This window comes from Xanthobacter agilis (assembly GCF_021730435.1).
GTDB lineage: Bacteria > Pseudomonadota > Alphaproteobacteria > Rhizobiales > Xanthobacteraceae > Xanthobacter > Xanthobacter agilis.
In genome coordinates this window covers 1-15,632 of the sequence record NZ_JABWGX010000012.1, presented here as the reverse complement: position 1 = coordinate 15,632, position 15,632 = coordinate 1, and the positions used below count along the sequence as shown (strand labels likewise).

The 15,632-nt window shown below is 67.4% G+C and carries 11 protein-coding genes and 1 riboswitch; of the genes, 6 read left to right on the top strand and 5 right to left on the bottom strand.

The genetic code is table 11. The features are described from left to right. Positions 1-7: 7 nt before the first annotated feature. The 4 genes from HUW53_RS10315 to tyrS all read right to left on the bottom strand — a co-directional run bounded on the left by HUW53_RS10315 (position 8) and on the right by tyrS (position 5,741). Positions 8-1,054, bottom strand: coding sequence for a FecCD family ABC transporter permease (locus HUW53_RS10315; RefSeq protein ID WP_370877830.1), 1,047 nt, complete (start codon positions 1,052-1,054; stop codon positions 8-10). Next, positions 1,051-1,983: an ABC transporter substrate-binding protein gene (locus tag HUW53_RS10310; protein WP_237345675.1), complete on the bottom strand. Its 933-nt coding sequence runs from the start codon at positions 1,981-1,983 to the stop codon at positions 1,051-1,053. The genes HUW53_RS10315 and HUW53_RS10310 overlap by 4 nt, the downstream gene beginning before the upstream one ends. A gap of 13 nt (positions 1,984-1,996) precedes the next feature. Further along, complete coding sequence (locus HUW53_RS10305) at positions 1,997-4,048, bottom strand: TonB-dependent receptor plug domain-containing protein (RefSeq protein ID WP_237345674.1); 2,052 nt, start codon at positions 4,046-4,048, stop codon at positions 1,997-1,999. A gap of 123 nt (positions 4,049-4,171) precedes the next feature. Continuing rightward, a riboswitch (cobalamin riboswitch) is annotated at positions 4,172-4,377 on the bottom strand. A gap of 119 nt (positions 4,378-4,496) precedes the next feature. Continuing rightward, positions 4,497-5,741 carry a tyrosine--tRNA ligase gene (gene tyrS, locus HUW53_RS10300; protein WP_237345673.1) on the bottom strand — a complete coding sequence of 415 codons (1,245 nt, stop codon included), beginning with the start codon at positions 5,739-5,741 and terminating at the stop codon, positions 4,497-4,499. 137 nt (positions 5,742-5,878) lie between these two features. Here tyrS and HUW53_RS10295 point away from each other — a divergent pair, with 137 nt between their 5' ends. The 6 genes from HUW53_RS10295 (at position 5,879) to HUW53_RS10270 (ending at position 15,021) form a co-directional block, all read left to right on the top strand. Then, complete coding sequence (locus HUW53_RS10295; protein WP_237345672.1) at positions 5,879-7,003, top strand: anhydro-N-acetylmuramic acid kinase; 1,125 nt, start codon at positions 5,879-5,881, stop codon at positions 7,001-7,003. Between the two features lie 166 nt (positions 7,004-7,169). Continuing rightward, positions 7,170-7,886, top strand: a complete 717-nt coding sequence (locus HUW53_RS10290) for a phosphatidylserine decarboxylase (protein ID WP_237345671.1) — start codon at positions 7,170-7,172, stop codon at positions 7,884-7,886. Next, positions 7,886-8,743, top strand: a complete 858-nt coding sequence (gene pssA / locus HUW53_RS10285) for a CDP-diacylglycerol--serine O-phosphatidyltransferase (protein ID WP_237345670.1) — start codon at positions 7,886-7,888, stop codon at positions 8,741-8,743. The genes HUW53_RS10290 and pssA overlap by 1 nt, the downstream gene beginning before the upstream one ends. Positions 8,744-8,819: 76 nt before the next feature. After that, complete coding sequence (locus HUW53_RS10280; RefSeq protein WP_272904192.1) at positions 8,820-9,572, top strand: GntR family transcriptional regulator; 753 nt, start codon at positions 8,820-8,822, stop codon at positions 9,570-9,572. A 697-nt stretch (positions 9,573-10,269) separates the two neighbouring features. Then, positions 10,270-14,010 carry a vitamin B12-dependent ribonucleotide reductase gene (locus tag HUW53_RS10275; RefSeq protein WP_237345668.1) on the top strand — a complete coding sequence of 1,247 codons (3,741 nt, stop codon included), beginning with the start codon at positions 10,270-10,272 and terminating at the stop codon, positions 14,008-14,010. Positions 14,011-14,430: 420 nt separating this feature from the next. Continuing rightward, entirely contained in the window at positions 14,431-15,021 is a 591-nt protein-coding gene (locus HUW53_RS10270) for an ImmA/IrrE family metallo-endopeptidase (protein WP_237345667.1), read from the top strand. A gap of 368 nt (positions 15,022-15,389) precedes the next feature. On the opposite strand, the gene HUW53_RS10265 is transcribed toward HUW53_RS10270, so the two are convergent. After that, the gene (locus HUW53_RS10265; RefSeq protein WP_237345666.1) at positions 15,390-15,533 is read right to left on the bottom strand and encodes a hypothetical protein; all 144 of its coding nucleotides are present in this window, start codon (positions 15,531-15,533) and stop codon (positions 15,390-15,392) included. Positions 15,534-15,632 lie beyond the last annotated feature (99 nt).

The window sequence follows — 15,632 nt, the reverse complement described above, 5'->3', positions numbered from 1 at the left end:
GCCGCCCTCATTCGGTTTCGGTGCCGAGCCGGCGCAGCAGCACCAGGAAGAAGGGCGCGCCGATGAGCGCCGTCACCACGCCGAGCTTCAGCTCGGGCCGGGTGGGGATGAGGCGCACCAGCACGTCGGCGCCGAGCGTCAGGGCCGCCCCCGCGAGCGCGCTCGCCAGCAGCAGGCGGCCGGGCCGATGGCCCACCAGGGGCCGCAGCAGATGCGGCACCACCAGCCCCACGAAGCCGATGGCCCCCGACACTGCCACCGAGGCCCCGATCATGGCCGCCGTTCCGGCGATGGCGACAAGGCGCAGCCGGGGCAGGGAGAAGCCGAGGCTTTCGGCGGTTTCCTCGCCCAGGGTCAGGGCATCGAGCCCGCGCGCTGTGGAGAGCACCAGCACCGCGCCCACCATGATGAAAGGCAGGGCGAGCAGCACATGCTGCAGGCTGCGATCGGACAGCGAGCCCATGAGCCAGAACACGATTTCGAGCGTGGCATAGGGGCTCGGCGAGAGGTTGAGCGCCAGCGCGGTCAGCGCGCCGGCGAAGCTGTTGAGGGCGACGCCGGCGAGGATGAGGGCGGTGGTGGAAGCGCCCCTGCGGGCGAGGCCCAGCAGCACCGCCGTGGCGAGCGCCGCCCCGGCCAGCCCGCCCAGCGGCAGGGCCAGCGAGAACAGCGCCGCCGCGCCGAAATAGAAGGCGGTGACGGCGCCCAGCGCCGCCGCCCCCGAAACGCCGACCACGCCGGGATCGGCCAGCGGGTTGCGCATGAGCCCCTGCAAGGCGGCGCCGGTCAGGCCCAGGCTGAACCCCACCAGCACCCCCAGCAGGGCACGCGGCAGCCGCAGCTCCACCAATACCAGGGCATCGAGCCCGTGCCGGCCCGACAGGATGTCGTGCAGGGCCGCGCCCCAGTCGATGGGCGCGTAGCCGATGGCGAGCGAGAGGGCGAACAGGGCCAGGGTGAGGGCCCCGAGCAGGCCCAGGAGGACCGGCTGCGACAGATGGCGAAGGCGGGCGGGGCCGGTTCCGCCGTGATCGGCCGCGCCACCGCCCATCATGGGGTTCGCGTCGGGGCCGGCGCGGCGGCGATCGCGCCGGGGCCGGCGTGGGCGGCCCGCGACAGGCGGGAGAAAGCCTCGCCGAGCCGGGGCCCGACGCACGCCCACAGCCGGGTCGGCACGCTTGCCGTGCGCCCGCCGGCCATGGCGTCCTTGATCGCGGGATGCTGCATCATCTCGCGGGCGAGGGAGGGCGGGGCATCGGGCTCGTCATCCACCACCAGCACCTCGGGGCGGGCGGTGACGATCTCTTCCAGGGAAAGCTGGCCGAGCTTGTCCGGCGAGAGGCGGGCGGCCACATTGTCGAGACCGGCCCGGCGCATGAGGTCGTCGGCTAGGCTGGCGCGGCCGGCGGTGAAGCCGTTGGGGCGCAGCACCACCGCGCGCGGAGCGGGATGGGGCGGCGGCGGGGCCGCGGCGATGGCATCCTCGATCTCGCGCACCATGGCCTCGCCCTTTTCCGGCGCGCCCAGGCGTGCGGCCACGGCGCGGATCTGCCGGTAGCCCTCTTCCAGGTTGGCCGGACTGGACAGCTCCATCACCGGAATGCCGAAGCGCCGCAGCAGCGCCACCGTGCTGCGGGTGGTGAAGGCCCCGGCGATGACGAGGTCTGGTCCCAGCGGCACCACCTCTTCCGCCAGCCCCCGGTTGACCGGAATGCCGGCGGCGAGGTCGGTCACGGTGGAACTTACCGGGTCCGTCGCGAGGCTGGTGACGGACAGGACGCTGCCCTTTGGGGCGAGGCGCAGCACCAGCTCATCGGCGCACAGGTTGAGTGAGACGATGCGGCGGGGCGGCGCCGGCGGTTCGTCGGCCATGGCGGACGAGGACAGGATCACGATGCCGAGCGCCAGGGCGATCCGGCGCCGCACGCCCCCCCGGCCGGCGGTGCCGGTGGCGCGCGGTGCGGGGGGGCGGGCGTGCGTCAAGGGGGCGGCTTTCTCAATAGGTCAGCTTGAGACCGGCATAGGCGGACATGCCGGGCGCGAGCCAACCGTTTGGATTTTCGTAGGTCTCATCGAACAGATTGTCGATGCGCCCGAACACGGTGACGTTGGGATTGACGGTGTAGTTCGCCGCCACGTTGAAGAGGGTATAGCCGGGCTGGCGCACCACGGCATAGGTGGTGCGGTCCACGTCCCACCAGTCGGACAGGTAGACGAGGGTGGCGGTGAGGGTGAGCGGGTCCACCGGCTGCCAGTTGAGCGCCACCGACACCTTGTTGCTGGGCCGGCGCAGGGGATAGCAGGATGTCGCGGTGCGCGGCTCGCAGCTCACGCCGAACGAGGCGCCAGCGGGAAAATGGCCGATGGTGCTCGTATAGGTATAGTCGGTGCGTACCGCGAGGCGTTCCGTGACCTTGAGCGCGAGGAAGGCTTCCACGCCTTGGCTGGTGGCGCTGGAGAGGTTTTCGTAACTATAAGTATAGGTGGCCGAGTTGTAGGTGGTCACGATCAGGTTTGTGATGTCGTTGTGGAAGTAGGTGGCGCCGAAGCTCACGCGATCCTTCCACAGGGCCTGTTCGAAACCGGCATCCCAACCGGTGCTTTCCTCCGGCTCCAGGTCGGGATTGCCATAAGTGGGCGCGTAAAGTTCATAAAGGGTCGGTGCCTTGAAGGCGGTGCCGTAGGTCACCTTCAGCTTGGTGCCGGTTTCCGGGAACAGCAGGGCGGGTGCGATGCGCCAGGTGGTGTGGTCGCCGAAATTGTCGTTGCTGTCGTAGCGCACATTGGCGGCCACGAAGAGACGCTCGAAGAAGGAACTCTGGAGCTGGAGATAGCCGGCCGTGTCGCCGGTGCTCGCGTCCATGGAGGACCATGCGCTTTCGCTGGTCATGCTCTCATTGTAGCGCTCCAGGCCAAAGAGCAGGCTCTGTCCCGGCAGGAAGGTGTAGTTCGACCGCAAGTAATAGGTCTGGCGGTCGCCGTCATAGGCGCTGACATTGTCGGGATAGGGGCTGGCGTTGTCGCGGGTGTAGTCGGTGGCGGCAATGCCGAACGTGCTCACCAGCTTGTCGTCGAGCGCGGACCACTGGCCTTCCGCCTTGCCGATAAAGAACTTGCCGTAGGCCGTATCCTGCAACGGGGCCGGATAGCCGGTATAGGTCGCGTAATTGTAGAGGTCGGAGGTGTAGGCGAGCCGGGTCTCGATGTAGCGGGCGACAAGGTTCACCGAAAAGGTGTCGCTGACGTCCGCGTCCAGGCGGCCGGAATAGGTCCAGTTGTCGCTGGCATTGTCGTTCGCCTGCTCGCCCGGCGGCAGGATGTCGGACGGCGTGACGGGGACGGAGGTCGAGGCGAAGTGCCCGACATTGAGCGCATAGCCGATGTTGTTATAGCCGCCGGACAGGCTGGCCACCTGGTTGAAGGTGCCGAGCGATCCGGCTTCCAGATAGCCGCTGGCCTTGGCCGGGCCCGAACCGCGCGCGGTGGTCATGGAGATGACGCCGCCGATGGCGTCGGAGCCGTAAAGGCCGCTCTGCGGACCGCGCAGCACTTCCATGCGGGCGAAGTCGTTGGTGTAGAGGGCGCTGAGGTCGAAGGCGCCATTGGAACTTGACGGGTCGCCGAGGTCGACGCCGTCGAGCAGGATCTTGGTGTGGTTGGAATTGGTGCCGCGCATGAAGACCGAGGTGGCGCCACCGGGGCCGCCGGTCTGCACCACATTGAGGCCGGGCACCGATTCCAGCACGTCCGGCACGTCGCGCCGCTGGGTCTCCTCGATCTCCTGGCCGGTGATGACGGTGACGGAGCTCGCCACCTCGCTGGCCGGGGTGGGAATGGTGGTGGCGCTCACCACCACGTCGGGCAGCGCGAACTGGCTGCTGTCGGCCGTGGTATCGGCCTGGGCGTCGCCGGCCGCAGTGGTGACGGCCGATTGAGCGAGCGCGGGGGTCGCGGTGAGGAGGGCCAGCAAGCTGACCGAAAAGGAAAATGGAGCGGCGCGCCGCAGGACACGGGCCGCGGCGAGAGCGGGAGAGGGGACGGCGGACATTCGGACCTCGGGCGGGACGCCTGTGGCACGTCACCGCGAACGAGGGAGCCTGCGCCGCATGGCCGGAAAGCCGAGCGCCGCAAACCATCCCGCCACCGGAACACCCCGCCCGATGAGCCCGCGTGTGACCACGGATCGACGGCAGGTCTCCTGGCTCACGGGTCGTCGCCCTTCGCCGCCTTCCCAGGCCCCGAGTGCCCAGTGGCGTTGTGGCGAAGGGCTCGCCGCTTACAGTTGCGGGGGCAGCCGCGGCATGAGGCGCACCAGGCGCCCGCACCGCATTCCCTTTTCATTCCTCTGGGAGGAATACCGTCGCGGGCAAACTAGGCGCGCACGCGTCGCCACGTCAATGCCTCGTTCCCGTTCCGCTTCCGCCACAATACCTTATGCGCCGCGACTGTTGCGTTGCGGCATCACCGCCGGCCCTGGTGGAGGCTGGCGGCTGCGATTACGCTGGTTTCAGAAGCACATGCTTCTTCTTGCCCAGGGAGAGCTTGATGACGCCCTCGGCGGTGAGGGCGGCCGGGGTGAGGGTGGCCTTCTCATCGGTCACGGCGGCATCGTTCACCTTGAGCCCGCCGCCCTTGATCTGGCGCCGCGCCTCGCTGGTGGAGGCGACAAGGCCCGCCAGCACGAACGCATTGGCGACGCCGAGCCCGGCCGCAAGCTGCGCCGTTTCCACCTTCACCGTGGGCAGGTTCACGGCCAGCGCGCCCTCTTCGAAGGTGGTGCGCGCCGTCGCCTTGGCGTCTTCGGCGGCCGCGCGGCCGTGCAGCAGGGCGGTGGCCTCGGTGGCGAGCACCTCCTTTGCGAAATTGATCTCCTGGTCCTTCAGGGTGGCAAGGCGCGCGATCTCGTCGAGCGGCAGCTCGGTGAACAGCTTCAGGAAGCGTTCCACGTCGGCGTCGCCGGCGTTGCGCCAATATTGCCAGTATTCATAAGGCGAGAGCAGCTCGGCATCGAGCCACACGGCGCCGCCGGCGGTCTTGCCCATCTTGGCGCCGGAGGAGGTGGTGAGCAGCGGGGTGGTGAGGGCGAACAGGTCGGAGCCATTCAGTCGCCGGCCCAGCTCCATGCCGTTGACGATGTTGCCCCACTGATCGGAGCCGCCCATCTGCAGGATGCAGCCGTAGCGCTTGTTGAGCTCCACGAAGTCGTAGGCTTGCAGGATCATGTAGTTGAATTCGAGGAAGGTGAGCGGCTGCTCGCGCTCCAGGCGCAGCTTCACCGAATCGAAGGTGAGCATGCGGTTGATGGTGAAATGCGGCCCCACCTCGCGCAGCAGCGCGATGTACTTCAATTCGTCCAGCCACTCCGCATTGTTGGCCAGGATCGCGCCACCCTCGAAATCGAGGAAGCGGGCGAACACCTTGCGGATGGAGGTGATGTTGGCATCGATCTGCGCATCGGTGAGCATCCGGCGTGCCTCGTCCTTGCCGGACGGGTCGCCGATCTTGGTGGTGCCGCCGCCCATGAGCGCGATCGGCTTGTGCCCGGTGCGCTGCAGTGTGCGCAGCATCATGATGGAGAGCAGGTGGCCCGCGTGGAGGCTCGAAGCGGTGGCGTCGAAGCCGATATAGGCGGTGATGGGTCCTTCCGCGGCCTTGGCGTCGAGGCGCTCCAGGTCCGAGCACTGGTGGATGTAGCCGCGCGCGTGGAGCGTGCGCAGGAAATCGGAACGGAAGGTGGTCATCGCGATCTGTCGGTTCGTGCGTTGCGGACGGGGGAGGAGAGGTGGTGTATCAGGTCCGGCGCCAGATTGCATGGGGGGAGGGCGCCGATCGGGCGATGCCCCGCGCGCGATTGGGATCGGGGTGGGAGAACAAGCGGATGCGCGTCGTCGGCCTCATGAGCGGAACGTCCATGGACGGCATCGATGCCGCCCTCATCGACACCGATGGCGAAGCCGTGTGGTGGCTCGGACCCGAGCTCACCATTCCTTATGACGCATCCACCCGCGCCCTGCTGGAGCAGGCCATGGCGGATGCGCGCGGTGTCAATGCCCGCACCGACCGGCCCGGCGTGCTGGCGCAGGCGGAACGGCGCATCACCGATCTCCATGCCGAGGCGGTCCGCGCGCTGCTGGTGCCGCTGCGTCTTGAGGCCTCGGACATCGACCTCATCGGCTTCCACGGCCAGACGGTGCTGCACCGCCCCGACGCCCGCCTGACCGTGCAGATCGGGGAGGGGGCGCGGCTGGCCAGCGCCCTCGGCGTGCCGGTAGTGGCCGATTTCCGCGCCGCGGACGTGGCGGCGGGCGGGGAGGGGGCGCCGCTGGTGCCGGTGTTCCATGCCGCCCTCGCCGCCGGTCTCGGAGGGCCGCGCCCGCTGGCGGTGCTGAATGTGGGCGGGGTCTCCAACGTGACCGTGATCGGCGGGGCAATGGTCGATGGCGCGATGGCGCCGATCGCCTGCGACACCGGGCCGGGCAACGCCCTCCTTGACGATTTCATGATGACCCGCACCGGGCGGCCCTTCGATGCCGACGGCGCCGCCGCCGCGCGTGGCACGGTGGACGAATCCGCGGTGGCGGCGGTGCTGGAGCACCCCTTCTTCCGCCAGAAGCCGCCCAAGTCCCTCGATCGCAACGCGTTTCGGACGCATGTGGCGGCGCGGCTCGACCTGTCGGGCGTGCGCCTGGAGGATGGTGCGGCGACCCTCACGGCCGTGACGGCGGCGAGCATCGCGGCGGTGGTGGCCCATCTTCCGGTTCCGCCCCGGCGCTGGATCGTGGCCGGCGGCGGCGCGCGCAATCCGACACTCCTGGCCATGCTCGAAGCCCGGCTCGGGGTGGAGGTGGTGACCGCCGCGGCGGTGGGCTGGTCGGGCGATGCGCTGGAGGCCCATGCCTTCGGCTTTCTGGCGGCACGGGCGGCGCGGGGCCTGCCGCTCACCTTTCCCACCACTACCGGAGTGCCGTACCCGTTGACGGGTGGTGTCCTGTTCCGGCCCTGAGCGCTGTTGCGGCACAAGCGACCCGCGCGCCACGCTGCCCCCCTTGCGGGCCGAGGAGAGGGGCCCCGCGCGGAGCGCTCCACATCCCCCATTTGACGGGAGGCCTCGCGCTCTCTACCTCTGCGTGGCGTGCCTGCACCTGGCGCGGTGTCCTTCGGAGGCCCCATTGTCCCTCGTCGCCACCCTTCGCAAGTCGCTGGTGCCCATCCACCGCGAGGGCTACCCCTTCATCGCCATCGCGGTGGTGATCGCCCTGCTGCTGCTGTCGGTGAACACCTTTCTGGGCATGATCGGCGTCGCGCTCGCCATCTGGACCGCCTTGTTCTTCCGCGATCCGCCGCGGGTGACACCAGTGCGCGAGGGGCTCATCGTCGCGCCGGCGGACGGGCAGGTGTCCTTCGTCGGCCTCGCCAAGCCCCCCCGCGAGCTGGACCTGTCGGACGAGCCGCTGCTGCGCGTGTCCATTTTCATGAACGTGTTCAACGTGCACGTGAACCGCGCGCCGATCACGGGCCGCATCATCCGGGTGGCCTACAAGCCGGGCATCTTCCTCAATGCCGACCTTGACAAGGCGAGCGAGGACAACGAGCGCAACGGCCTTGTCCTCACCGCCGCCACCGGGCTCGGCGACACCATTCAGGTGGGCGTGGTGCAGATCGCCGGCCTCGTGGCTCGGCGCATCGTCTGCTTCGTGCGCGAGGGGGAGGAGATCGGCGCCGGGGATCGCTTCGGCCTCATCCGCTTCGGCTCGCGGGTGGATATCTACCTGCCGCGCGGCACCAGGGTGCAGGTGGCGGAAGGCCAGCTCGCCACCGCCGGTGAAACCGTCATCTGCGATCTTGCCGGCGCCGCGCCGCGCGAGACCGCCTATCGGGTGAGCTGATGGCCGAGCCCTTCGCCCCGTTCGATCCGGAACGCCGCTTCCGGCCGCGCTTCGGCCGCATCGGCAAGGTGCCGGTGCGGGTGCTCATCCCCAATCTGGTCACGCTGCTCGCCCTGTGTTCGGGCCTCACGGCGGTGCGGCTCGCCATCGAATCGCGTATCGAGCTGGCGCTCGCCGCCATCGTGTTCGCGGCCCTGCTCGACGGCATCGACGGGCGCCTCGCCCGCGCGCTCAAGGGCACCTCGCGCTTTGGCGCCGAGCTGGACAGCCTCGCGGACTTCGTGAATTTCGGCTGCGTGCCGGCGCTGATTCTCTATTTCTGGGGCCTCAACGAGGCCGGTTCCTTCGGCTGGATCGCCGCGCTCATCTACGCCATCTGCGCGGCGCTGCGCCTCGCGCGCTTCAACGTGATGCTGGACGATCCCGACAAGCCCGCGTTCGCGGCGGACTTCTTCACCGGCATCCCCGCGCCGGCGGGGGCCATCACCGTGCTGTTGCCGGTCTATCTGGAGCTGATCGGGGTGCCCCATGGCGGGGTGTCCGCGCCGATCGCGCTCCTGTATTGCCTCGCCATCGGGTTTCTCATGATCTCCACGGTGCCGGCCTGGTCGGGCAAGACCATCGGCCGGCGCATCCGGCGCGACATGGTGCTGCCGCTGTTCGTGCTGGTGGCGCTCTATTTCGCGCTGCTCGCCAGCTATCCATGGATCGTGCTGTCCGTGTGCTCGATCATCTATCTGGCTTTGCTACCCATTTCGACGCTGCGCTATCGCCGGCTCCTGGCCCTCGATCGCGCCGGGCGGGCGGCGGCAGGGCCGGCGGGGGAACTCCCGGCGCCGCCGCCTCCCCACGCGTGAGGGTGCGGCAGATCGCCGGCATACGGACTATCCCGGATTCCGGCGGGGGTGCCATTTGCATTAGCCTCGCGCCACCATGTGGAACGCCGTCGACATTGAAAATGATGCCGCGTCCGGCCGGGTTCGAGCCCGTCGCCGGTCCAGCGCCGTGCGTGCCGTAACCCGCACGGAAGAACTCCGGCTGCAGATTGCCGACGAGATCACGAGCGGACGTCTGGCGCCGGGCACGGCGCTGGAGGAGGTCGAGATCGCCAAGCGCTATGGCGTCTCCCGCACGCCGGTCCGCGAGGCCATCCGCGACCTCGCCGCGTCCGGACTGGTGGAAGCCCGCCCGCATCGCAGCGCTTTGGTGGCCCGCCCCTCCATGGAGCGGTTGCGAGGCATGTTCGAGGTGATGGCCGAGCTTGAATGCATGTGCGCGGTCCAAGCGGCGGTGCACATGACGGCAGCGGAGCGGGCCGGGCTGGAGCGGCTGCATGCCGAGCTTGCGATCGCCATCCATGCCGGCGAGGAGACCCAATGCGGTCTTTTGGACGAGCGTTTCCATGCGGCGGTCAACGCGGGCTGCCACAATGACTATCTGGCCGAGCTGGCGGTCGGCACCCGCATCAAGCTGAGGCCCTTCCTGAAGGATAAGTATCGGGGATTGGAGCGTCTGGCCCAGTCCTATGCCGAGCACGACCGGGTGCTCACTGCCATCCAGCGCGGAGACCGGGCGGAAGCGGGCGAGGCCATGCGCGCCCATGTGTTCACCACGCCGGTGCTCGACGGGGCGGCGGTCGCGCCGGCGGCGTCGGAGCCCTTTCCGGTCAGCCTCGCCACCGCCTGATCCCGTTCATCCCGCGCGGCTCCGCCCGGCGCGGTGTTGGGCGGCATGTGATCCGTGGACCGCGAGAGCGTGTTCCTTCGACACCTGTGACCCAGCATTGTGAGAGCCGTCGGGCGCCACGGGCGTTCCGCCGTCCGTGGCGGATGCCGCGCCCGGTGGGGATGTGCGCTGTCGCATGCCCCGACCCTTGGCGCATGCCTGGAGAGCCCCCCGCGACCGGGAAGGCGCGTGTGCTCCTGGTCGCCCCCATATGTAGTGGTCAGGAGGCCGTTCGCCACCGCGCCGAGGGGGCCATGTCCTGTGTGACCTGTGGATGACGGTGACGACGCGGGTTCAGATCCGCAGCGGCCCTCCAGCTCCCGCCAAGGGGGCGAAACCCGCGCCAGCACTGGCATCTTAGGACTTTGTTAAGGGTCGGTGACGTACTATATTTAGTAGAGGTGAGGCGGCGAAGCACACCAGATCGAGGTCGGGCGGGGTTTGACGCGAGGCGGGGACTCGCCTAGCGTCCGTCCCCTGAGCGGCGGACGTACCTTTCGATCATGGGATCGGAGGGCAGGTTTCGCGCGTTTCTCGAACATGCAGCAGATGGTGCGGGCCGGCGTGCGAGCGTTGGGCCCCCGGCTGAGTCACGCCTGCTACATTTAGCTGGTATAATGTACGGCCCTGGTGGGGCCGATCGGAAGGAGCACCGGTCATGCGCGTTGAACGTCGCTACACGCAGGAGGGCCGTTCCCCTTACGCGGACATCCCGTTCCGCGCGACCGTGAGCGAGATCCGCAATCCGGACGGATCGGTTGTGTTCCGTCAGGAGGGGATCGAGGTTCCCACGCAATTCTCCCAGGTCGCGAGCGACATCCTCGCTCAGAAATACTTCCGCAAGGCGGGAGTTCCGGCGCGCCTGAAGAAGGTGGAGGAGAATACCGTTCCCGCCTTCCTGTGGCGCTCGGTACCCGACGAAGCCGCGCTCGCGGCGCTGCCCGAAAAGGAACGCATCGTCGGCGAGACCTCCGCCCGCCAGGTGTTCGACCGCCTGGCCGGCACTTGGACCTATTGGGGCTGGAAGGGGCGCTACTTTGATACCGAGGCCGACGCCCAGGCCTTCTTCGATGAGCTGCGCTACATGCTGGCCATGCAGATGGCGGCGCCCAACTCGCCCCAGTGGTTCAACACCGGCCTCAACTGGGCCTACGGCATCGACGGGCCGGGCCAGGGCCACTTCTATGTGGACCACGAGACCGGCGAGGCGAAGGCCTCCACCTCCGCTTACGAGCATCCGCAGCCCCATGCCTGCTTCATCCAGTCGGTGGGCGACGATCTGGTGAACGAGGGCGGCATCATGGACCTGTGGGTGCGCGAGGCGCGCCTGTTCAAGTACGGCTCCGGCACCGGCACCAATTTTTCCTCGCTCCGCGGCGAGGGCGAGCGCCTGTCCGGCGGCGGACGGTCCTCCGGCCTCATGAGCTTCCTGAAGATCGGTGACCGCGCGGCGGGCGCCATCAAGTCCGGCGGCACCACCCGCCGCGCCGCCAAGATGGTGGTGGTGGACGCCGACCATCCGGACATCGAGAACTATGTGGATTGGAAGGTGATCGAGGAGCAGAAGGTGGCGGCTCTCGTCACCGGCTCCAAGCTCAACGCCAAGCACCTGAAGGCGATCCTGAAGGCCTGCGTGAATTGCGAGGGCCAGGGGGATTCCTGCTTCGACCCGGAGAAGAACCCGGCCCTGAAGCGCGAAATCAAGGCCGCCCGCAAGGCCGCCATCGCCGACGCCGCCATCCGCCGGGTGATCCAGTTTGGCCGCCAGGGCTACAAGGACATCGACGTCGCCATCTACGACACGGACTGGGACGGCGAGGCCTATCTGACGGTCGCCGGCCAGAACTCCAACAATTCCGTGCGCGTCACCGATGGGTTCCTGCGCGCGGTCGAGACCGATGCCGACTGGAATCTCATCCGCCGCACCGACGGCAAGGTGGCCAAGACCATCAAGGCCCGCGAGCTGTGGGAGAAGATCGGCGCGGCGGCTTGGCACTGCGCCGATCCCGGCATCCAGTTCCACACCACCATCAACGATTGGCACACCTGCCCGGCGGGCGGCGACATCCGCGCCTCCAATCCGTGCTCGGAATACATGTTCCTGGACGATACGGCGTGCAATCTCGCCTCGCTGAACCTGCTCCAGTTCCGCGACGCCGCGAAGCAGTTCGACGTGGCGAGCTACGAGCATGCGGCGCGCCTTTGGACCATCGTACTCGAAATTTCGGTGCTGATGGCGCAGTTCCCGTCGCGCCGGATCGCCGAATTGTCCTACGAATACCGCACCTTGGGCCTCGGCTACGCCAATATTGGCGGCCTGCTCATGTCGAGCGGCATCCCGTACGATTCGGCCGAGGGCCGGGCCATCTGCGGCGCGCTCACCGCCATCATGACCGGCGTGTGCTATGCCACCTCCGCCGAGATGGCGCGCGAACTTGGTCCATTCCCTGCCCACGGTGCCAATGCGGATGCCATGCTGCGGGTGATCCGCAACCATCGCCGCGCCGCTTATGGCGAGGCAGAGGGGTATGAAGGCCTCGCCGTTTCCCCCGTTCCGCTCGATCGCGCCTCATGTCCCGATGCGCGCCTCGTGGTGCACGCCGCCGCGGCCTGGGACAAGGCGTTGGAGCTGGGCGAGCGCCACGGCTTCCGCAATGCCCAGGTCTCGGTCATCGCGCCCACCGGCACCATCGGCCTGGTGATGGATTGCGACACCACCGGCATCGAGCCCGACTTCGCCCTGGTGAAGTTCAAGAAGCTGGCTGGCGGCGGCTATTTCAAGATCATCAACCGCGCGGTGCCGGAGGCGCTGCGCGCGCTCGGCTATGGCGAGGCGGAAATCGCCGAGATCGAGGCCTATGCGGTGGGCCACGGCTCGCTTGCCCAGGCGCCCGCCATCAATCACTCGACCCTGCGCACCAAGGGCTTCACCGACGCGGCCATTCAAAAGGCCGAGGCGGCGGTGAAGACCGCGTTCGACATCAAGTTCGCCTTCAACCGCTGGACCTTCGGGGAGGAATTCCTGAAGGAGACGCTGAAGGTGCCGGCCGCGCAGCTTGCCGATCCGAAGTTCGACCTGCTCGCCTTCCTGGGCTTCTCCAAGGCGGACATCGACGTGGCCAACGTCCATGTGTGCGGCGCCATGACCCTGGAGGGCGCGCCTCACCTGAAGGCCCAGCACCTGGCGGTGTTCGACTGCGCTTCCCCCTGCGGCCGGCTCGGCACGCGCTATCTGTCGGTGGAAAGCCACATCCGCATGATGGCGGCGGCTCAGCCCTTCATTTCCGGCGCCATCTCCAAGACCATCAACATGCCCAATGATGCGAGCGTGGAGGATTGCAAGGCGGCCTACCTGCTCTCCTGGCGGCTGGCGCTGAAGGCCAACGCGCTTTATCGCGACGGCTCAAAGCTCTCCCAGCCGCTCAACGCCCAACTGGTGGCGGACGACGAGGACGAGGACGACGCGGTGGAAGCCGTGCTTGCCCAGCCGAATGCGGCGCGGGCCGCCGCCGTTACCGAGAAGATCGTGGAACGGGTGGTGGAGCGCATCGTCGAGCATCGGGTGCGCGAGCGCGAGAAGATGCCCGACCGCCGCAAGGGCTACACCCAGAAGGCGCTGGTGGGCGGCCACAAGGTCTATCTGCGCACCGGCGAGTATGACGATGGCCGCCTGGGCGAGATCTTCATCGACATGCACAAGGAGGGCGCGGCCCTTCGCTCGCTGTTGAACAACTTCGCCATTGCCATCTCGCTTGGCCTGCAATACGGCGTGCCGCTCGACGAATATGTGGACGCCTTCACCTTCACCCGGTTCGAGCCGGCCGGCCCGGTGCAGGGCAACGACACCATCAAGTACGCCACCTCGATGCTGGATTATGTGTTCCGCGAGCTGGCGGTGTCGTACCTCGGCCGCAACGACCTTGGTCATGTGGATCCCCATGACACCGGCTTCGATGCCCTCGGCAAGGGGGCGGATGAAGGCAAGGCTCCCGCCAGTTCCGCGGCGCGCATCGTCTCCAAGGGGCTGGTGCGCGGCAAGACGGTCAATCTGCTCGCGACCGCACCGGCGCCGGTGACCGGCGGCGAGCCGCGTGGTGCCACCGGCGACAACGTGACGGTGCTGAGGGCCCGCACCGAAGGCGCCATGGCGCTGAAGTCGGACGTGGCGGAGCTGAAGGCCCCCGAGACCGTGACCCAGGAGGAGGCGTCCACGATCGAGATCGGCTTTGAAACCACGCTCTCGTGGAGCCCAACCGCCCGCAAGGCGGAAGCGCGCGCGGAAGCGCGAGCAAAGGGCTATGAGGGCGAGGCATGTCCGGAGTGCATGAATTTCACGCTGGTGCGCAACGGCACCTGCCTGAAGTGCGACACCTGCGGCGCCACCACAGGTTGTAGCTGAGGGGCGGTCGGCCACCTTGACGCGTCACTGAATCTCGCTCAACGGCGCAAAAGTTCGCTCAAACGTCGCACGAAGTTCGCTCACCCCCTTTCGAGGGGGAGAGCTTGGTCCGAAGCGAAGGTTGCGTGAAGTGTGCCATCTGCGGTTTCACGACCGGGTGACAACGCCACTTTCGCGGCGCTTGTTGTCGTGCCACCCGAAGGTTGAGCGTTTTGCGCTTTAGTTTGGCGCAATGGCAGCCAAAAGTTGGCGCAGCCGCCGAGGTAAGGAAAGGAAGCCTGTGAGGGCAGGGTGTCCTCACAGGTCTGCATCTAAGCGTTGTGGTTAGTGTTCCGGCGTACTGAGGCCCGAGGTAAACGGGGCCAACCTTCCCTGGCGGGTCCAATCGCCAGGGTCTAGCTTCGATTGAGGAGCATCGCCGTGGCGTTTCTGTCTGATGATGAGATCGACAAGCGCGCGCTTGGATTGCGCAAAGCGCTCGGCATCGAGACTCAGGAGAATCCAGACCTCATCACCTGCATCTTCAAGGCGAAGCGTCAGTGCCTCATCAAAGGATATCTGAGGGTCCCTGATCTCGAGGAAGAAGCTTCATTCGATCCAGAAACCGGCATCCTCGCCGTGCGCGAAGTGGTGTTCCGTTCGGCAAACCTCGGGGTACCCCGTTCTCGCTTCACGGTGGCGCATGAACTGGGGCACGCGGCACTCGGGCATTCTCGGAAGCGCCTTCGTGGCCCTCTCGCTCATCGAAAAGACGAGATGGTCTCCAACGTCCGGGTTGATGAGTTCCAAGCGGACAAATTCGCCGGCGCGTTCCTCATGCCGTACGCTCTGGCCAACATGTCTACGGATACGACGAGCATCGAATTAGCTGAGCGCTTCAACGTGAGCGTTGGGGCCGCGCAAGCGCGCCTCGATCAGTTGCTCAGGACGTATCGCATCCGAAACGGGATCAAGCGTCCGTTGCCTGAGGCGGTGGTTCAATTCCTGAACTCAACGAAGCCCTTGCGGTAAATCTGTCTCCATTCGCCGATCATTCTCATCGACAAGGAACGTAGCGCTCCGCTGGTTCCGGCAGAAAGTCCCGCTCAATCTCTCGCCCGGCGCCTTCGACCAGAGATCTCGCCATTGAAGGCAGTTCGTCCCTCACGCGGGTCCAGTCATCGAGCGCGATGGGGGGCGGGCTCTCCGGTGCATCTAGACGTGCTATCCCGACCGATGAGCAGGGCTGCCTGCCCCAGGGCGTTCAAAGACTGCGCTCGCATCGCCGCCGGGATCACGCCCCTCCACTGAAACATGCCGCCTTTCGCTTTGGCTTCGTCTACCTTGAAGGATGTCTCTCCGCAGCCGAGGGAGAGAATGCGAACCTGGGTGCGATCGAGTTAGAAGAACGCCAGCACGTCTAGCAGCGCATTCATTACGGGGTTGTTCGTCCACAGACCGCCGTCGACCATGACGTAGCCGTTATTGGGCAGGGCTTCGAAGTAGGTCGGGGCGGCGGCCGTGGAAAGACCGACCTTCACCATTGACGTGACCCCCGTTTCTCATCCAGCCATAACGAGAGTCCTGGGTTGATTTGAGCCTTGGTGGTGGTGGGTGGCAAGAGGCGTCCGCGCGGAGCCTCC

Coding starts and splice junctions, on each gene's coding strand:
- HUW53_RS10315 (WP_370877830.1), bottom strand. CDS start 1,054: ATGATGGGCGGTGGCGCGGCCGATCACGGCGGAACCGGCCCCGCCCGC.
- HUW53_RS10305 (WP_237345674.1), bottom strand. CDS start 4,048: ATGTCCGCCGTCCCCTCTCCCGCTCTCGCCGCGGCCCGTGTCCTGCGG.
- tyrS (WP_237345673.1), bottom strand. CDS start 5,741: ATGACCACCTTCCGTTCCGATTTCCTGCGCACGCTCCACGCGCGCGGC.
- HUW53_RS10295 (WP_237345672.1), top strand. CDS start 5,879: ATGCGCGTCGTCGGCCTCATGAGCGGAACGTCCATGGACGGCATCGAT.
- pssA (WP_237345670.1), top strand. CDS start 7,886: ATGGCCGAGCCCTTCGCCCCGTTCGATCCGGAACGCCGCTTCCGGCCG.
- HUW53_RS10280 (WP_272904192.1), top strand. CDS start 8,820: ATGTGGAACGCCGTCGACATTGAAAATGATGCCGCGTCCGGCCGGGTT.
- HUW53_RS10275 (WP_237345668.1), top strand. CDS start 10,270: ATGCGCGTTGAACGTCGCTACACGCAGGAGGGCCGTTCCCCTTACGCG.
- HUW53_RS10265 (WP_237345666.1), bottom strand. CDS start 15,533: ATGGTGAAGGTCGGTCTTTCCACGGCCGCCGCCCCGACCTACTTCGAA.